The sequence below is a fragment of the Bradyrhizobium sp. USDA 3650 genome (genome assembly GCF_054057395.1).
Map to the genome: position 1 here is coordinate 7,389,898 of NZ_JBSRZG010000001.1, position 15,823 is coordinate 7,405,720.

14 protein-coding genes are annotated in these 15,823 nt (G+C 64.2%); 8 read left to right on the forward strand and 6 right to left on the reverse strand.

The genetic code is table 11. The features are described 5' to 3' along the window. Positions 1-187 precede the first annotated feature (187 nt). On the reverse strand, positions 188-2,119 hold the full coding sequence (locus ACVIN2_RS34775) for an AMP-binding protein (protein ID WP_456769064.1): 1,932 nt from the start codon (positions 2,117-2,119) through the stop codon (positions 188-190). Next, complete coding sequence (locus ACVIN2_RS34780; protein ID WP_456769065.1) at positions 2,116-2,937, reverse strand: ABC transporter ATP-binding protein; 822 nt, start codon at positions 2,935-2,937, stop codon at positions 2,116-2,118. Before ACVIN2_RS34780 ends, ACVIN2_RS34775 begins: the two co-directional genes overlap by 4 nt. Before the next feature lie 332 nt (positions 2,938-3,269). Between ACVIN2_RS34780 and ACVIN2_RS34785 the strand changes: the two genes are divergently transcribed. Continuing rightward, positions 3,270-3,944, forward strand: coding sequence for a Crp/Fnr family transcriptional regulator (locus ACVIN2_RS34785; protein WP_456769857.1), 675 nt, complete (start codon positions 3,270-3,272; stop codon positions 3,942-3,944). A gap of 13 nt (positions 3,945-3,957) precedes the next feature. On the opposite strand, the gene ACVIN2_RS34790 is transcribed toward ACVIN2_RS34785, so the two are convergent. After that, complete coding sequence (locus tag ACVIN2_RS34790) at positions 3,958-5,220, reverse strand: MFS transporter (RefSeq protein WP_456769066.1); 1,263 nt, start codon at positions 5,218-5,220, stop codon at positions 3,958-3,960. A gap of 123 nt (positions 5,221-5,343) precedes the next feature. Continuing rightward, positions 5,344-6,186 carry a uroporphyrinogen-III synthase gene (locus tag ACVIN2_RS34795; RefSeq protein ID WP_456769067.1) on the reverse strand — a complete coding sequence of 281 codons (843 nt, stop codon included), beginning with the start codon at positions 6,184-6,186 and terminating at the stop codon, positions 5,344-5,346. A gap of 155 nt (positions 6,187-6,341) precedes the next feature. On the opposite strand from ACVIN2_RS34795, the gene purU reads away from it, so the two are divergent. Beyond that, positions 6,342-7,205, forward strand: coding sequence for a formyltetrahydrofolate deformylase (gene purU / locus ACVIN2_RS34800; protein WP_456769068.1), 864 nt, complete (start codon positions 6,342-6,344; stop codon positions 7,203-7,205). Positions 7,206-7,246: 41 nt separating this feature from the next. On the opposite strand, the gene ACVIN2_RS34805 is transcribed toward purU, so the two are convergent. Continuing rightward, entirely contained in the window at positions 7,247-7,531 is a 285-nt protein-coding gene (locus ACVIN2_RS34805) for a hypothetical protein (RefSeq protein WP_456769069.1), read from the reverse strand. Positions 7,532-8,054: 523 nt separating this feature from the next. On the opposite strand from ACVIN2_RS34805, the gene ACVIN2_RS34810 reads away from it, so the two are divergent. The 6 genes from ACVIN2_RS34810 to ACVIN2_RS34835 all read left to right on the forward strand — a co-directional run bounded on the left by ACVIN2_RS34810 (position 8,055) and on the right by ACVIN2_RS34835 (position 13,914). Then, positions 8,055-9,245 (forward strand): ABC transporter substrate-binding protein, encoded by a 1,191-nt coding sequence (locus ACVIN2_RS34810; RefSeq protein WP_456769070.1) that lies wholly within the window; start codon positions 8,055-8,057, stop codon positions 9,243-9,245. Positions 9,246-9,409: 164 nt separating this feature from the next. Then, a complete protein-coding gene (locus tag ACVIN2_RS34815; RefSeq protein ID WP_027566805.1) occupies positions 9,410-10,279 on the forward strand; it encodes a branched-chain amino acid ABC transporter permease in 870 nt (289 codons plus the stop codon). An 8-nt stretch (positions 10,280-10,287) separates the two neighbouring features. Then, positions 10,288-11,316, forward strand: coding sequence for a branched-chain amino acid ABC transporter permease (locus ACVIN2_RS34820; protein WP_456769071.1), 1,029 nt, complete (start codon positions 10,288-10,290; stop codon positions 11,314-11,316). After that, positions 11,313-12,068 carry an ABC transporter ATP-binding protein gene (locus ACVIN2_RS34825; protein WP_007612502.1) on the forward strand — a complete coding sequence of 252 codons (756 nt, stop codon included), beginning with the start codon at positions 11,313-11,315 and terminating at the stop codon, positions 12,066-12,068. The genes ACVIN2_RS34820 and ACVIN2_RS34825 overlap by 4 nt, the downstream gene beginning before the upstream one ends. Next, on the forward strand, positions 12,061-12,777 hold the full coding sequence (locus ACVIN2_RS34830) for an ABC transporter ATP-binding protein (protein WP_456769072.1): 717 nt from the start codon (positions 12,061-12,063) through the stop codon (positions 12,775-12,777). Before ACVIN2_RS34825 ends, ACVIN2_RS34830 begins: the two co-directional genes overlap by 8 nt. An 18-nt stretch (positions 12,778-12,795) precedes the next feature. Then, positions 12,796-13,914 (forward strand): cobalamin-independent methionine synthase II family protein, encoded by a 1,119-nt coding sequence (locus ACVIN2_RS34835; RefSeq protein WP_354202104.1) that lies wholly within the window; start codon positions 12,796-12,798, stop codon positions 13,912-13,914. A 173-nt stretch (positions 13,915-14,087) separates the two neighbouring features. Here the strand turns inward: ACVIN2_RS34835 and ACVIN2_RS34840 are convergent, their stop codons facing one another. After that, positions 14,088-15,806 carry a caspase family protein gene (locus ACVIN2_RS34840; protein ID WP_456769073.1) on the reverse strand — a complete coding sequence of 573 codons (1,719 nt, stop codon included), beginning with the start codon at positions 15,804-15,806 and terminating at the stop codon, positions 14,088-14,090. Positions 15,807-15,823 lie beyond the last annotated feature (17 nt).

The following is a 15,823-nucleotide window of genomic DNA, read 5'->3' on the forward strand; positions in this document are numbered from 1 at the left end:
TTCCCCTCTCCCCTTGTGGGAGAGGGTGGCTTCGCGAAGCGAAGACGGGTGAGGGGTTGTCTCCGCAATGAACGCGCGGAGAGAGGACCCCTCACCGAAGTGAGGGTGGAGCGGGCTGCGGAGGTGCCCTCTCCCGCAAGGGGAGAGGGCGCAGCAATACGCATTGCACCTGTGATTGCCACGAAGCTCACTCCGCGGCCTCCGCCAAATGCCCCGGTCCGCCGAGATCCACCACTCGCAGCGTTGTCCGCACCCTTTGCGTGGTGCCGTCCTGGAAGCGGATCACGGTGTCGACAGGGATGTCGGCTTCGCCGCGGTAGATCGCGTCGATGATGCCTGCGTACTTCTCGTTGATGACGCTGCGGCGCACTTTCCGCGTGCGGGTGAGCTCGCCGTCGTCGGCGTCGAGCTCCTTGTAGAGCAATAGGAAGCGGGAGATGCGCTGTGCCGGCGGCAGCGTCGCGTTGACGGTCTCGACTTCCTTCTTGAGCAGCGCATAAACCTCGGGCCGCGAGGCCAGGTCGCTGTAAGTCGTGAACGAGAGCCGGTTCTTCTCCGCCCATTTGGAGATGATGGAGTAGCGGATGCAGATCATTGCCGTGAGCGCGTCGCGCCCCGAGCCCAGCACCACGGCTTCCGCGATATAGGGTGAGAACTTCAACTTGTTCTCGATGAATTGCGGCGAGAAGCGCTCGCCGCGCGAGGTCGCGGCGAGATCCTTGATGCGGTCGATCACCACGAGCTGCTTGTCGTCGTTGAAATAGCCGGCATCGCCCGACAGCATCCAGCCGTCCTTGATGTCGGCGACGCTCGCCTCCGGGTTCTTGTAGTAGCCGAGGAACATGTTGGGATGCCGCACCACGATCTCGCCGACGCCGTGGACGTCGGCATTGTCGATGCGGATCTCGACGCTGTCGGCCATCGGCACGCCTGTCGTGTCGGGGTCGACCTTGCCCTCGGGATGCAGCGTGTAGGCCCCCAGCAGCTCGGTCTGGCCGTAGAGGGTGCGCAGCGGGACGCCCATGGCCTGGAAGAACTTGAAGGTCTCGGGCCCGAGTGCCGCGCCGCCGGTTGCAGCTGAACGCAGGCGGGTGAAGCCGAGGCGGTCGCGCAATGCACGGAACAGGATCGCGTCGGCAAAGCCGGAACGCTCGCCCTGTTCGAGCGCGGCAAGCCCGCTCTTCATGCCGATGTCGAACAGGCGCTGCTTGAACGGCGTTGCGTCCATCACCCTGGCGCGAACGTCGGCGGCGATCGATTCCCAAACGCGCGGCGCAAACAGGACAAACGTCGGTGCGATCTCGCGCAGATCGTTCATCATGGTCTCGGGCTCTTCGACGAAGTTGATCTTCATCCGGCACAAGAGGCCTTTGCCGAGTACATAGACCTGTTCCATGATCCAGGGCAGCGGCAGCACTGACACGTATTCGTCGTCCGGCCCTTTCGGATCGAAAGCGAGATATGTCGCGCAGTGGCCGAGCACGCGGCCGGCGGCGAGCATCGCGAGCTTTGGATGCGAGGTGGTGCCAGACGTCGTGCAGAGGATCGCGACGTCCTCGCCCTTGGTCGCGTCCACCAGCCGGTCGTAAAGTTCCGGCTCGCGCGTAGCCCGCGCCCGGCCGAGTTCGGCAAACGTCTCCGCCGACATCAAGCGCGGATCGTCGTATTTCCGCATGCCGCGCGGATCGGAATAGATGATGTGCTTCAGCTTTGGGACGCGGTCGGCCAGGGTGAGCAGCTTGTCGACCTGCTCCTCGTCCTCGGCGAAAACGAGCTGCGCCTCGCCATAATTGAGGAGATAGGAAGCTTCTTCGTCGAGCACGTCGCGGTAGAGCCCGAGGCTCAAGCCTCCAACCGCATGAGTGGCGATTTCCGCCGCGACCCAGTCCGGCCGGTTGTCGCCGATGATGCCGATGACGTCTTGGCGTCCAAGGCCCAGTTCGACGAGGCCGAGCGCGAAGTCGCGCACCCGTGCCTGGTAGGCGTTCCAGGTGAACGGGCGCCACAGCCCGAGATCCTTCTCGCGCAACGCGATCTCGTTGCCGTACTCCTTCGCATTGAGCCGGAGCATCTTCGGATAGGTGTCGGCCTGCGCGACGCGGCCTGCGTAATCCATCATGCCGCGCTCTCCTGCGCCGGCGGAGCATCGTCAGGGTCGACCAGCACCTCGTCCTCTTCGCCGAGATAGGCGCGCCTGACGTGGGGATCAGCGAGCACGGCGGCCGGATCGCCCTCGGCGATCTTGCGGCCGAAATCCAGCACCATGACGCGGTGGGAGATGTCCATTACCACGCCCATGTCGTGCTCGATCATCACCACGGTCATGCCGAACTCCTCGTTGAGATCGACGATGTAGCGGGCCATATCCTCCTTCTCCTCGAAGTTCATGCCGGCCATCGGCTCGTCGAGGAGAATGAGGCGCGGCTCCAGCGCCATGGCGCGGGCGAGCTCGACGCGCTTGCGCAAGCCGTAGGAGAGAGTGCCGGCCGGCGCCTTTCGTACCGACTGGAGATCGAGGAAATCGATGATTTCTTCGACCTTGCGGCGGTGCTCGAGCTCTTCCTTGCGCGCGCCGGTGAGCCAGTACAGCGAGCCCGTGAGAAAATTGTTCTTCAGGAGGTGATGGCGGCCGACCATGACGTTGTCGAGCACGCTCATGTGGTGGAACAGCGCCAGGTTCTGGAAGGTGCGGCCGATGCCGAGCGACGCGCGCGCGTTGGGCGTCAGGCCGGTGATGTCGCGGCCCTGGTAGAACAGCTGGCCTTCGGTCGGCTTGTAGCGGCCGGAAATACAGTTCACGATCGAGGTCTTGCCGGCGCCGTTGGGGCCGATGATCGAGAACAGCTCGCCTTCCCTGATGGCGAAGCCGACATCGGTCAGCGCACGAACGCCGCCGAATCGCAAGGACACGCCGCGCACTTCAAGACTGGTAGCCACCAAACAGATCCCTCCCGGTGATGGCGCATTCAGTGGCGCTCTTCGTCCGTTCTGTCGGGCGATCCTAGTACGGCCGTGCCGGTGAGGCCATGCAGCAGATGGTCTCGACCGGAGCCGCGCCACTCTCGTTCCCGTTTGGGATCAAAAGCCGCATCGCCCGAGGTGGTCCTCAATAGGGGAAAGCGCTATTTTGAAATGTCTCCCGCCTGACAATTCTGCGACAAAGTTTTCGGATGGGAGCAATCTCCATCTTTGGTCGGATGGTGATCGAAACGGTCATGCTGCATTGCAGCAGAACAGGAGTGACGAACGGTGCGGCGGGCTTCGGGTTCATGATTTCAGAGGATCAACTGAAGCGCGTCGCTGCCTGGTCGCGCGAGCTCACGCCAGCGGAGATCGAGGTCGCTCGCGCCGGGATCACGGAGCGGTCCTACGGCACCGGCGAGACCGTCTTCATGCGCGGCGACACGTTCGACTATTGGGCCGGCATGGTCTTTGGGCTTGCCCGGATGGGCGGGGTCTCGCGCGACGGCAAGGAGACGAGCCTGGCGGGGTTGACGGCAGGAGCCTGGTTCGGCGAAGGCAGCGTGCTCAAGAACGAGCCGCGCCGCTATGACGTCGTCGCGCTGCGCAACAGCCGCGTCGCGCTGATGGAACGCAGCGCCTTCATGTGGCTGTTCGAGAACAGCGTCGGCTTCAACCGCTTCCTGGTGCGCCAGCTCAACGAACGGCTCGGCCAGTTCATCGGCATGCTCGAGGTCAACCGCACGCTGGATGCCACCGCGCGGCTTGCCCGCAGCATCGCCTCGCTGTTCAATCCGATCCTCTATCCGGAATCGACCGCGCATCTGGAGATCACCCAGGAGGAGATCGGCGCTCTTTCCGGCATGTCCCGCCAGAACGCCAACCGCGCGCTGAACCGGCTGGAGAAAGAGGGGCTGCTGCGGCTCGAATATGGCGGCGTCACCATTCTCGATATCGAGCGGTTGCGCGGTTACGGAGACTAAAGTTCCTCGTTCGTCATCGCGTATTGGCGGGGGCGTGCACCGGCCAGAGGTCGGCGCGCCAGCGCACGGCGATTGCCATCATTGCGATGAACCCCGAGACGGCATAGAGCGACCCCGTCGCGGAATAGCCGATGACGTCGATCAGGCTGCCGGCCGCGAGGAGCCCAATCGGCAGGCCGTAGATCACCATCATGCGCACGCCCATGACGCGGCCGCGAAGGTGTGCGCTGGCCGTCCGCATCAGGATCACGGCAGCTGATATCATCGACATGCTCTGGGCGATGCCGGCGAGAACGAGGCAGGCCATGGCGACGGGCATGGTCCTGATCTCGACGAACACCAGCAGCATCGTGTACCAGGCCAGCGTCGCGCCGATCAGGAGCCGGGCAATGCGCAGTCCGCCGACCAGGCTGAGCGTGATGGAGCCGATCAGCGAGCCGACGGCGAAGCTCGCCGAAAGATAACCGAGACCGGTCTGATCGGTGTGAAAGATGTCCCGCGCGATGTAGGGCAGCAATCCGCCGGTGAAAGGAAAGGCGGTCAGGTTGGCCAGGAAGGCGACGCACAGCGCCGCGCGCATCCCCGCGCCATTCCAGGCGTAGACGATCCCTTCCTTCAGATCGCCCAGCAATCTCGAAACGGCGCGGCTGTCTGCCGGAAGATGAGTTGTGGCAATGGTCCGTTCCGGCCGGGTCAGGCAGAGCATGAGCAGGGCGGCCGCGAGATAGAGGCAGACGATCACCACGTAGACGAGGCCAATGCCGAGGACCGCGAACAGTCCGGCGCCTGTCAACGCGCCGGCGATGCGCGCGCTGTCCTGGGTCGTGCGCGCAACGCTGATGGCGCCCACCAGTTGCTCGGCCGGCATGATCTCGGCAAGCAGCGCGCCGCGAACGCCGAGGTCCGAGGGGCGAATCAGGCCCATGATTGCGACGATGATCATGACGCCTGGCGGGGTCAGGTGACCGGTCAGCGCCAGAGTCATGATGGTCGACGCGAGCACCATATAGGCAAGACGCATCGCGACCAGGAGATCGCGATGACCCATGCGGTCGCCGATCATGCCGAACACCGGCGCCACCAATGTCCCGACGAACTGGAGCGATGCAAGCACGGTGAGCAGCAGCACCGAGCCGGTCTCGACCATGATGTACCAGCCGAGCACCAGCGTCTCGATCTCGAACGCCCAGGAGGTGAGCAGATCGGAGGGCCACTGGAAACGATAATTGCGGATGCGAAATGGCGCGAGCGCGGAGGGGCGTGCGGGTGTGCTCAAGGCGCGATGGCGCGTATCACGGCGATTCCCTTGCCTCGTTGTTTCTTCTTGCTGTGCGGCAACCTAGCGCTGACGGTGCTCGTGTCAATCGCAGCCGCCGCAGGCCGCCCCCGCGCTCGGCTCTTACCTCGCCGCAGGCCTTGGCTTCCGCTCCGCCAGCGCCGTCGCCATGGCCGAGATCAGGGGCCGCATGAAATAGGCTTCGTCGGCCGGCGAGACGTCCGTGCGCAGACCAAGCGCGGTAAGCTCGCCCGAGACCGCCGGCCCTACCGACGCGATCAGCGTCCGCTCGAGGCCGGCGCGCAGCTTCGCTTCGCTGCCATGCGCCTTTGCGGCCTCAATCAGGCGGCGCACCTGGCCAAGATTGGTCAGCGCGATCGAATCGATCCGCCCTTCGGCCATGTCGTCGATGGCGGCGACGATGTTGGCATCCGCCGCCTTGGAATCGTAGACATAGGGCAGCACTCTATCGACATCGGCACCTTGTGCGGCAAGCGCACAGGTCAGCGCGCTGTGATCCTTGTCGGGATAGAGCTGGAGGCCGAGGCGGTGCCCCTTCAAATCGAGCTTGCCGAGCATCTCGATCACGCCCTCGGTGGTCGGCTTCTCCGTGGTCTGCTGCGCCTCGAGCCCGACTTCGCGCAATGCCTTGCCGGGCTTTGGGCCGCGGGTGAATTTTCGTGATCTGGCAAGCGCCGCCACGAGAGCCTGGTCGAGCCCTCGCGCGATGGCGAGCTTCATGATCCGCCGCAGCCCTTCGCCGGTCATCAGCACGAGATCGTCGAAGGGCTTGTCGATGGCGCGGCGGATCCAGGCGTCGACCGGGGCGGGGTCCGGTGCATCCTGGATGGTGAACATCGGGCATTGCACGACCTCGGCGCCTTGCTCGGCCAGCAGCTTCGAAAACTGCGCCTCCTCGCGCGTTTCCAGGATCAGGATGCGGGTGCCGTTCAAGCGGTCGGCCATGAGCCTACTCCGGTCAGTCAAAGCAATGGTGCGTTCATCCTGACTCCACGGTCGGGATTGGCGCAAGGTGGGGTCGGTGATAGAGCAGGCGCAAATCGCGGGGCGTTCCGCAGCCGTTGCCCAAACCTTCATCAAGGCCCATTGTTTCAAACACCATGCCAGATCATCAATATGTCCTGACCCTGTCCTGTCCGGATCGTCCCGGCATCGTCTCGGCGGTGTCGACCTTCCTGGCGAATTCCGGACAGAACATCCTCGACGCCCAACAGTTCGACGACACCGAGACCAACAAGTTCTTCATGCGGGTGGTGTTCACCGCCGCCGATCTCGCGGTGGAGCTGTCGGCGCTCCAGACCGGCTTTACGGCGATCGCCGAGCGTTTCGGCATGGAATGGCAGATGCGCGATCGGGCCGCGCATCGCAAGGTGATGCTGCTGGTGTCGAAGTCCGACCATTGCCTGGTCGACATCCTCTATCGCTGGCGCACCGGCGAGCTGCCGATGACTTTGGCCGCAATCGTCTCCAACCATCCGCGCGAGGTCTATGACGGGCTCGATTTCGGCGGGGTTCCGTTCCACTATCTGCCTGTTACGAGAGAGACCAAGCGCGAGCAGGAGGCGCAGATCCTCGATCTCGTCGCCAAGACCGGGACCGATCTCGTCGTGCTCGCCCGCTATATGCAGATATTGTCCGACGATCTCTCGGCAAATCTGTCGGGACGCTGCATCAACATCCACCACTCGTTCCTGCCGGGTTTCAAGGGCGCAAAACCCTATCACCAGGCTCATGAGCGTGGCGTCAAGCTGATCGGCGCCACCGCGCATTACGTCACGCGCGACCTCGACGAGGGCCCGATCATCGACCAGGACGTCGAGCGCATCAGCCATCGCGACACGCCTGAGGATCTCGTCCGCAAGGGCCGCGACATCGAGCGCCGCGTGCTGGCGCGCGCGATCCGCTACCATCTCAACGACCGCGTCATCCTCAACGGCCGCAAGACCGTGGTGTTCGTGGATTGATTTGTCCCCACCTCTCGCCGCAAGCGGCGAGGGGGCGCGACTTAACGCACCGCAGCGCCGGACGCTGAGCCCGTTGCGCCCTTTTGCGCCTGCTCTTCCTTTTCGCGATCCGCTGCAGGCATCAGCCGCTTGCGCTCGCGCTCCTTCATGAAGGCATCGTATTGCGGCGTGCCCGCCCGCGGCGGGGCGTCCGCCGGCAAGCCGCCGGCCCATTGCGGGACGTAGTCGCCCATGCCGGACGAGAGCTTTTCGTTGACGGTGCCGCAGCCGGACAGACCCGCGGAGAGCGCGAGGAGGATCAGGAGGGAACAACAGGATCTGGGCATTGTACGGGGGCGCGAGGTCAGTCGTGTTGGACGCCAGGTCAGGCTGTCGCCGGAAGAGTAGCCTTCAACAGGTAAAATAGACTTATTCGAGGTGGGTAATTTAATACCGGAGTGCGCGGACCCAAGCCTTGCCGATGTTCAAATTCTGCAAACAAAAGACGAAATCCTCCATCCACCCGGCTGACAGCGTTTCTAGACTGCGGCAAGAGCTCGCGACAAAGTGGCTTGATCAGCAAAGAGGCTTTTTCGTTGACAGGTCCATTTTGTTTGTACAATCGTACAAATGATGGCGGCCACAGTCACGATGCCGGGGTTACCCGGACGTGACCCGATATCGCTTCTGCCGTCGGCAATCGGAAGGCTCGGCTTGCGCCGAATGGTCGCCAAACGTCCGATTGACAATAAGGGCGCGAAAGACGCCATGTGGCGCGCGACATCACGCGTGCGTGAGCTCGACTTAAGGCAAGGACCGGGCACTCGGTCCGGCGCACAAGAGATCAGGAATGAAGGGGAGGGACATCTGATGTTCGAACGCAAACAACTGTCTCGTACGACTGTTTGGGCCGCAGCAGCTACCGCCATCGCGGGCCTGGTGGCCATCGCTCCGGCCAAGGCCGAGGACAGCGTCAAGGTCGGCCTGATCCTGCCGATGACCGGCGGCCAGGCCTCGACCGGCAAGCAGATCGAGAACGCGATCAAGCTCTACATGCAGCAGAAGGGCGACACCGTCGCCGGCAAGAAAATCGAGATCATCCTCAAGGACGATGCTGCGATTCCCGACAAGACCAAGACTGCCGCGCAGGAGCTGATCGTCAACGACAAGGTCCATTTCATTGCCGGTTTCGGCGTGACGCCGGCCGCGCTCGCGGCGGCGCCGCTGGCCACGCAAGCCAAGATCCCGGAGGTCGTGATGGCGGCGGGCACCTCCATCATCACCGAGCGCTCGCCCTATATCGTGCGCACCAGCTTCACGCTGGCGCAGTCCTCCACCATCATCGCCGACTGGGCGGTGAAAAACGGCATCAAGAAGGTGGCGACGCTGACCTCGGACTACGCGCCGGGCAATGACGCGCTCAACTTCTTCAAGCAGAACTTCACCGCCGGTGGCGGCGAGGTGGTCGAAGAGGTGAAGACGCCGCTTGCCAATCCGGATTTCGCACCGTTCCTCCAGCGTATGAAGGATGCCAAGCCCGACGCGATCTTCGTGTTCGTGCCGGCCGGTCAGGGCGGCAACTTCATGAAGCAGTATGCCGAACGCGGGCTCGACAAAGCCGGCATCAAGGTGATCGGACCGGGTGACGTGACCGACGACGACCTCCTCAACAACATGGGCGACGCCGTGCTGGGCACGGTCACCGCGCACCTCTATTCCGCGGCGCATCCCTCGCAGATGAACAAGGATTTCGTCGCGGCCTACAAGAAGGCGTACGGAAACCGGCCGGGCTTCATGGCGGTGAGCGGCTATGACGGCATTCACCTGATCTACGAAGCGCTGAAGAAGACCAATGGCGACACCGACGGCACCAAGCTGGTCGAAGCCATGAAGGGCCAGAAGTGGGAGAGCCCGCGCGGCCCGATCTCGATCGACCCCGAGACCCGCGACATCGTGCAGAACATCTACATCCGGAAGGTCGAGAAGGTCGACGGCGAGCTCTACAACGTCGAGTTCGCGACCTTCGAGGCCGTCAAGGATCTCGGCAAGACCAAGAAGTGACGCGCGAAAGCGCGTCATCCCCGCGCGCATTAGCGCGCATCGGGGATCTCGCCCACCACTCTCGTCATGCCCGGGCTTGACCCGGGCATCCACGCGAGAGCCGAACCAAGAACGTGGATGGCCGGGACAAGCCCGGCCATGACGCCCAACTCCAAGCTGAGACGATGACCTCAATCCTCACCAACCTGTTCGATGGCGTTGCCTACGGCATGCTGCTGTTCGTGCTGGCTTGCGGGCTCGCGGTCACGCTCGGCTTGATGAACTTCGTCAATCTCGCCCATGGCGCCTTCGCCATGGCCGGCGGCTATGTCTGCATGGTGCTGGTCAACCGGATGGGCTGGCCATTCTTCGCTGCATTGCCGCTTGCCTTCGTCTCCTCTGCTGCGATCGGCATCGTGCTCGAGCGCACGCTGTACCGACACCTCTATGCGCGCAGCCATCTCGACCAGGTGCTGTTCACGATCGGCCTCACGTTCATGTCGGTCGCAGCCGTCGACTACATCCAGGGCTCGTCGCGGGTCTTCATCAATTTGCCGGCGGCGCTCCAGGGCCAGTTCGACGTGTTCGGCGTCGGCGTCGGCCGCTACCGGCTGATGATCATCGTGATCTGCGGGCTGCTCACCATTGCTCTCCAGATGGTGCTCGCGAAGACGCGGTTCGGCAGCCGTCTGCGCGCCGCGGTCGATGATCCCCGCGCCGCGAGCGGCCTCGGCATCAACGTGCCGCAGGTGTTCGCCTTCACATTTGCTTTTGGTTGCGGCCTGGCCGGTCTCGGCGGCGCGCTGAGCGCCGAGATCCTCGGCCTCGACCCGTATTTTCCGCTGAAGTTCATGATCTACTTCCTGATCGTGGTCACCGTCGGCGGCTCGTCCTCGATCACCGGCCCGTTTCTGGCCTCGCTGCTGCTCGGCATCGGCGACGTCGCCGGCAAATATTACGTCCCGAAGATGGGACCTTTCGTGATCTACACCATGATGATCGTGATCCTGATCTGGCGCCCGAACGGCCTGTTCGGCCGCACGGCCGCGCGTTGAGTTCGCCGATGAGCGCCTCCTCCGACGTCGGCTATCACGCCCAGCGCCAGGCACGCTGGCATTATGGCGAGGCTGCTTTCTGGCTGATCGTGCTGGGCTGCGGCTTCGTATTTCCCACGCGCTACCTGATCATGACCGACATCCTGCGGCTCGCGCTGTTCGCGATGTCGCTGGATCTCGTCCTCGGCTATGCCGGCATCGTCTCGCTGGGCCATGCCGCCTTCTTCGGCGCCGGTGCTTACGCGGCGGGGCTTCTCGCGCTGCATGGGATCATCAACGAGCCCGTGCTTGCGCTCGTCGTCGCAGGCCTTGTCGCGATGGTGCTCGGCTTCGCCACCAGCTTCCTGGTGATCCGCGGCGTCGACCTGACGCGGCTGATGGTGACACTCGGCATCGCGTTGTTGCTCGAGGCGCTGGCCGAACGCTTCTCCAACATCACCGGCGGCACCGACGGACTGCAGGGTATCGAGATGCAGCCGATCTTCGGTGAGATCCCGTTCGATATGTTCGGCAAGACCGGCTTTTTCTATTCGCTCGCCGTTCTGTTCCTGTTGTTCCTGTTCGCCCGCCGCGTCGTGCATTCGCCGTTCGGGCTGTCATTGCGCGCGATCAAGAACAATCCGCTGCGCGCGGCCGCGATCGGCATTCCCGTCAACCGCCGCCTGATTGCGATCTACACGCTTGCGGCGTTCTATGCCGGCATCGCAGGCGCGCTGTTCACCCAGACCACCGCGATCGCCTCGCTCGACGTGTTCGCCTTCGAGCGCTCGGCGGACCTGATGCTGGTGCTCGTGATCGGCGGCACCGGCTATCTCTATGGCGGGCTGATCGGCGCGGTGCTGTTCCGCATGCTGCAGGAATTGTTCTCCACCATCACCCCGCAATACTGGCAGTTCTGGATCGGCCTCGTGCTGGTCGTGATCGTCCTGGTCGGTCGGCAGCGCCTGCATCGCTGGATGCTGTATGTGCCCAATCTGGTCATCAAGCAGATAGCCGGGCGCAAGGCCGTCGTCGCCGTGCCGGAGAGCGACGCATGACCATCGCGCTCGAAACCCAGAATCTCGAGAAGCAGTTCGGCGGCCTGCGCGTCACCCGCGACTTGTCGCTAAAAATCGAACAAGGCGCCCGCCACGCGCTGATCGGCCCGAACGGCGCCGGCAAGACCACGGTCATCAACCAGCTCACCGGCGTGCTCAAACCGAACTCGGGCCGCATCCTGCTCGAAGGCCAGGACATCACCGATCTGCCCGTGCACAAGCGCGTGTTGCGCGGCTTGTCGCGTACCTTCCAGATCAACCAGCTCTATCCCGACCTGACCCCGCTCGAGACCATCGGTCTCGCTGTCTCCGAGCGCCTCGGCCATGGCGGTGACTGGTGGCGGCGGATGGGTACGCGCAGCGACGTCAACGGCGAGATCGCCGACCTCCTGACACGCTTCCACCTGCTCGACGTCATGAACGAGCAGACCGTGACGCTGCCTTACGGCAAGCAGCGCCTGCTCGAGATCGCGGTCGCGATCGCCGCCAAGCCGCGCGTGCTGCTGCTCGACGAGCCCGCCGCCGGCGTGCCCGAGAGCGAGCGCCATGACATTCTCGCGGTCGTCGGCAGCCTGCCGCGCGACGTCACCGTGCTGCTGATCGAGCACGACATGGACCTCGTGTTCTCCTTCGCCGACCGCATCTCTGTCCTGGTCTCCGGCGCGCTGCTCACCGAAGGCCCGCCAGAGCAGGTCGCGCGCGACCCGCAGGTCAAGGCGGTCTATCTCGGCGAGGAGGCGGTCAATGTCTGACCTGCTTGCGATCGACTCGCTCCGCGCCGGCTACGGCGAGGCCGTGGTGCTGCCGAACATGTCCCTGCGTCTCGCCGAAGGCCAGGTGCTGGCGCTGTTGGGGCGCAACGGCACCGGCAAGACCACGCTGATCAACTCGATCGTCGGCGTCACCCGTCGCTTCTCCGGCACCGTCGGGCTCGCCGGTACCGACGTCACGACCTTGCGGCCGGACCAGCGGGCGCGCGCCGGGATCGGCTGGGTGCCGCAGGAGCGCAACATCTTCCGCTCGCTCACGGTGGAGGAGAACATGTCCGCAGTGGCCCAGCCCGGCCCCTGGACGGTCGAGAGGGTCTACGAGATGTTCCCGCGGCTGAAGGAGCGGCGGAGCAATTTTGGCAACCAGCTCTCCGGTGGTGAGCAGCAGATGCTGGCGATCGGCCGCGCGCTGACCATTAATCCGAAGGTGCTTCTCTTGGACGAGCCGACCGAGGGCCTTGCCCCCATCATCGTCGAGGAGCTTTTGAAGGCGATCGGGACCATCACGCGGGCGGGCGGCATCTGCTCGATTATCGTCGAGCAGAATGCCCAAAAGATTCTGGGGCTGGCCGACCGTGTTGTGATATTGGAGCGCGGAACGATCGTCCACGACGCCCCGAGCGCCGCGCTGAAGGCCGACCCGTCGGTCCTCGAGCGCCACCTCGGCGTCGCAGGGGCGGCGGCCCACTAAAATAACTGGGAGTAAGAAATGCAGCGAACCAAAGCCCCCTTCCGCGCCGACGAGGTCGGCAGCCTCCTGCGCCCCGCCAAGATCAAGGAAGCCCGCGCCAGGCTGGAGAAGGGCGAGATCTCGGCCGACGATCTGCGCAAGATCGAGGACATGGAGATCGAGAAGGTCGTGCATAAGCAGGCCTCGCTCGGCCTGAAGCTCGCAACCGACGGCGAATTCCGCCGCTCCTGGTGGCATTTCGATTTCCTGGCCAAGCTCACCGGCTGCGAAATGTTCCACCCCGACACCGGCATCCAGTTCGCGGGCGTCGAGACCCGGCACGACGCAGTGCGCGTGATCGGCAAGCTCGATTTCCCCGATGACCACCCGATGCTGGATCACTTCCGCTTCCTTAAGAAGGTCGCCGACCAGGCCCACGTCACCGCGAAGATGACGATCCCGTCGCCGGCGGTGTTGCACTTCCGTGGCGGCCGCAAGGCGATCTCCAAGGACGTCTATCCCGATCTCGACGCCTTCTACGAGGACCTCGGCAAGACCTACCGCAAGGCCGTGAAGGCGTTCTATGACGCCGGCTGCCGCTATCTCCAGTTCGACGACACCGTGTGGGCCTATCTCTGCTCGCCGGACGAATTGCAGAAGGCGCGCGAGCGCGGCGACAATCCGGAAGGCCTCCAGCAGATCTATGCGCGCGTCATCAACTACGCGCTGGCCGAGAAGCCCGCTGACATGGTGGTGACGACGCATGTCTGCCGCGGCAATTTCCGTTCGACCTGGATTTCCTCAGGCGGCTACGAGCCGGTTGCCGAGACCATGCTCGCCGGCACCAATTACGACGGTTATTTCCTCGAATACGACAGCGACCGCGCCGGTGGCTTCGAGCCGCTGCGCTTCCTGCCCAAGGGCAACAAGGTCGTCGTGGTCGGCGTCATCACCTCGAAGTTCGGTGAGCTCGAGAACAAGGACGCCATCAAGCGCCGTCTCGAGGAAGCCGCCAAGTTTGCCCCGCTGGAGCAGCTCGCACTCTCCCCGCAGTGCGGTTTTGCCTCGACGGAGGAGGGCAACGTCCTCTCCGAAGAGGAGCAGTGGGCCAAGCTCAGTCTCGCCGTGGAGATCGCGAAGGAAGTGTGGGGCCAATAAGGCTCCACTCGCTCATTGTCATTCCCCGCGAAAGCGGGGAATCCAGTACGCTGCAGCTTTTCCGTATCTCTCGCTATCTCGGACTACTGGATCGCACGGTCAAGCCGGGCGATGACACCGAGCGAGTGGCGGGTGGCATCGCGCTCCTGACAAGCGGGGCGCAAACGCGCCCTTCACTTCTCGGCCAGATAAACTTCGCCCAGCAGCGACGAGTTCGACCACGGCACCTGCTTGCTCTTCGTGGTCGACACCACCTCGGCCCGCACGCGCGTCAGCATCTGCTGCACTTCCAGACCGGGCGTGCCGAGATGGCGGGAGAGCGCAGCGGAGAACGGCGAGTTGGCGCCTTCACCGTCGAGCGCCACCTGGCCCGGCGCAGTGGCGAAAGCGATCAGCGTGCCGGCGCCGAGCGTCGCACCGGCTCCGAGACTCGTTGGCGCCGCGAGGCCCGAGGCAGCTTCGATGGCGCGGCTGGTGCCGGCCGATGCGACCTGCTGTGCCATCGGATTGTTGCGGCAGGCATCGAAGATCAAAATGTTGGTGCGGACCTGGTCGTCGAGGCCGGCCATGATCGTGTCCATGTCGATCATCGCGTCCGTCATCCTCGCGCCCGGCTTGAGCTCGACGTCGACGGGAATGAGATAGTTGCGGCCGTCGACCTGCACGCCGTGGCCGGCATAGTAGACCACCACGACCTGCGCCCGCGCCGCCTCCCGCAAGAAGTCACGCGTCATCTTCTGCATCGCCGCGCGGTCGAGATCGACGCCTTCCGACACGGTGAAGCCGATATCGCGCAAGGCCCTGGCAACGGCGCGCGCGTCATTGGGCGGATTGGGCAGCGCCTTGACATGCGCATAGGCGCCGTTGCCGATGATCAGCGCCATGCGCGTGCCGCGCGCGGCCGGAGCAGGCGAGGGGGGCGGCGCGGCACCCGTCTGCTGGGGAGCCGGTGCCTGTGCCGGCTCGGTCGTCGGTGACGGCGCATCGCGCGGGATCGGTGCGCTTGCGTCGGTGATCAGCGACAGCCGCACCTTTGCGGTGGCTTGATTGGCCTTGCTGCCGGCATCTGAAGCCGTGATCGCCAGCGTCGCCTTGTAGTCGTCCCTCGCGTGCGCGTAATCGCCTTTCGCCTCATAGGCCAGCGCGCGATGGGTGTAGCCCGAGACCAGAACGCTGTTCGGCGGCGTCATGATGTTGACGGGCGGCTTGTCCTTCGCGAGCCGAATCGCTTCGCTGCCGTCGGCAATCGCGCGATCGTAGTCGCCTCTGACACGCCAGATCGCGGTCCGGTTGATCAGCGGCTGCGGCAGCGTCGGGTCGAGCCGGATCGCCTGGTTGATATCGGCCAACGCGCCGTCGAGATCGCCAAGGGCCTCCTTCGCGATGCCGCGGTTCTGGAACGAGAATGCCGATCTGGGATCGGCCTTGATCGACATATCGTAATCGGCAATGGCCTTGGCGTAGTCGCCCTTGCCGCGCCAGGCATTGCCGCGATTATGGAAGATGGTACCGCTCGGCGGGCCCAGATTCAGCGCATCGTCGAAATCGGCGATCGCGATCTCGTACTCGCCTCTGTCGTAATAGGCCGATCCCCTGAGATTATAGACTGCCTGGTTCGGCTGGAGCCTGATCGCTTCCGTGGCGTCGGTGATGACCTTGGCGTAATCGCCCTTTTTGTTCCAACCCACCGCGCGCCAGAAGTAGACCGTTGCGAGCTGCTCGCCTTTGAACACCTTCAGCGTGATGATCTTGCTGCATGCGTCGATCATCTGGTCCGCCGGCGTGGTGTCGGTGGTGCAGAGCGGCCCAAGCTGGTTGCGCGCCTGCGCAAAAGCGGGCGCCGACCACAGCGTTGCGGCGAGCAGGCAAAGCGCGACGAGCAGGCGACGCATCGGTGGTGGTCCCGTTG

Excerpts from the sequence above, each read along its gene's own strand:
- ACVIN2_RS34795 (WP_456769067.1), bottom strand. The coding sequence starts at position 6,186 with ATGGCCGACCGCTTGAACGGCACCCGCATCCTGATCCTGGAAACGCGC.
- ACVIN2_RS34785 (WP_456769857.1), top strand. The coding sequence starts at position 3,270 with ATGATTTCAGAGGATCAACTGAAGCGCGTCGCTGCCTGGTCGCGCGAG.
- ACVIN2_RS34820 (WP_456769071.1), top strand. The coding sequence starts at position 10,288 with ATGAGCGCCTCCTCCGACGTCGGCTATCACGCCCAGCGCCAGGCACGC.
- ACVIN2_RS34810 (WP_456769070.1), top strand. The coding sequence starts at position 8,055 with ATGTTCGAACGCAAACAACTGTCTCGTACGACTGTTTGGGCCGCAGCA.
- ACVIN2_RS34825 (WP_007612502.1), top strand. The coding sequence starts at position 11,313 with ATGACCATCGCGCTCGAAACCCAGAATCTCGAGAAGCAGTTCGGCGGC.
- ACVIN2_RS34830 (WP_456769072.1), top strand. The coding sequence starts at position 12,061 with ATGTCTGACCTGCTTGCGATCGACTCGCTCCGCGCCGGCTACGGCGAG.
- ACVIN2_RS34815 (WP_027566805.1), top strand. The coding sequence starts at position 9,410 with ATGACCTCAATCCTCACCAACCTGTTCGATGGCGTTGCCTACGGCATG.
- ACVIN2_RS34805 (WP_456769069.1), bottom strand. The coding sequence starts at position 7,531 with ATGCCCAGATCCTGTTGTTCCCTCCTGATCCTCCTCGCGCTCTCCGCG.
- ACVIN2_RS34775 (WP_456769064.1), bottom strand. The coding sequence starts at position 2,119 with ATGATGGATTACGCAGGCCGCGTCGCGCAGGCCGACACCTATCCGAAG.
- purU (WP_456769068.1), top strand. The coding sequence starts at position 6,342 with ATGCCAGATCATCAATATGTCCTGACCCTGTCCTGTCCGGATCGTCCC.
- ACVIN2_RS34840 (WP_456769073.1), bottom strand. The coding sequence starts at position 15,806 with ATGCGTCGCCTGCTCGTCGCGCTTTGCCTGCTCGCCGCAACGCTGTGG.
- ACVIN2_RS34835 (WP_354202104.1), top strand. The coding sequence starts at position 12,796 with ATGCAGCGAACCAAAGCCCCCTTCCGCGCCGACGAGGTCGGCAGCCTC.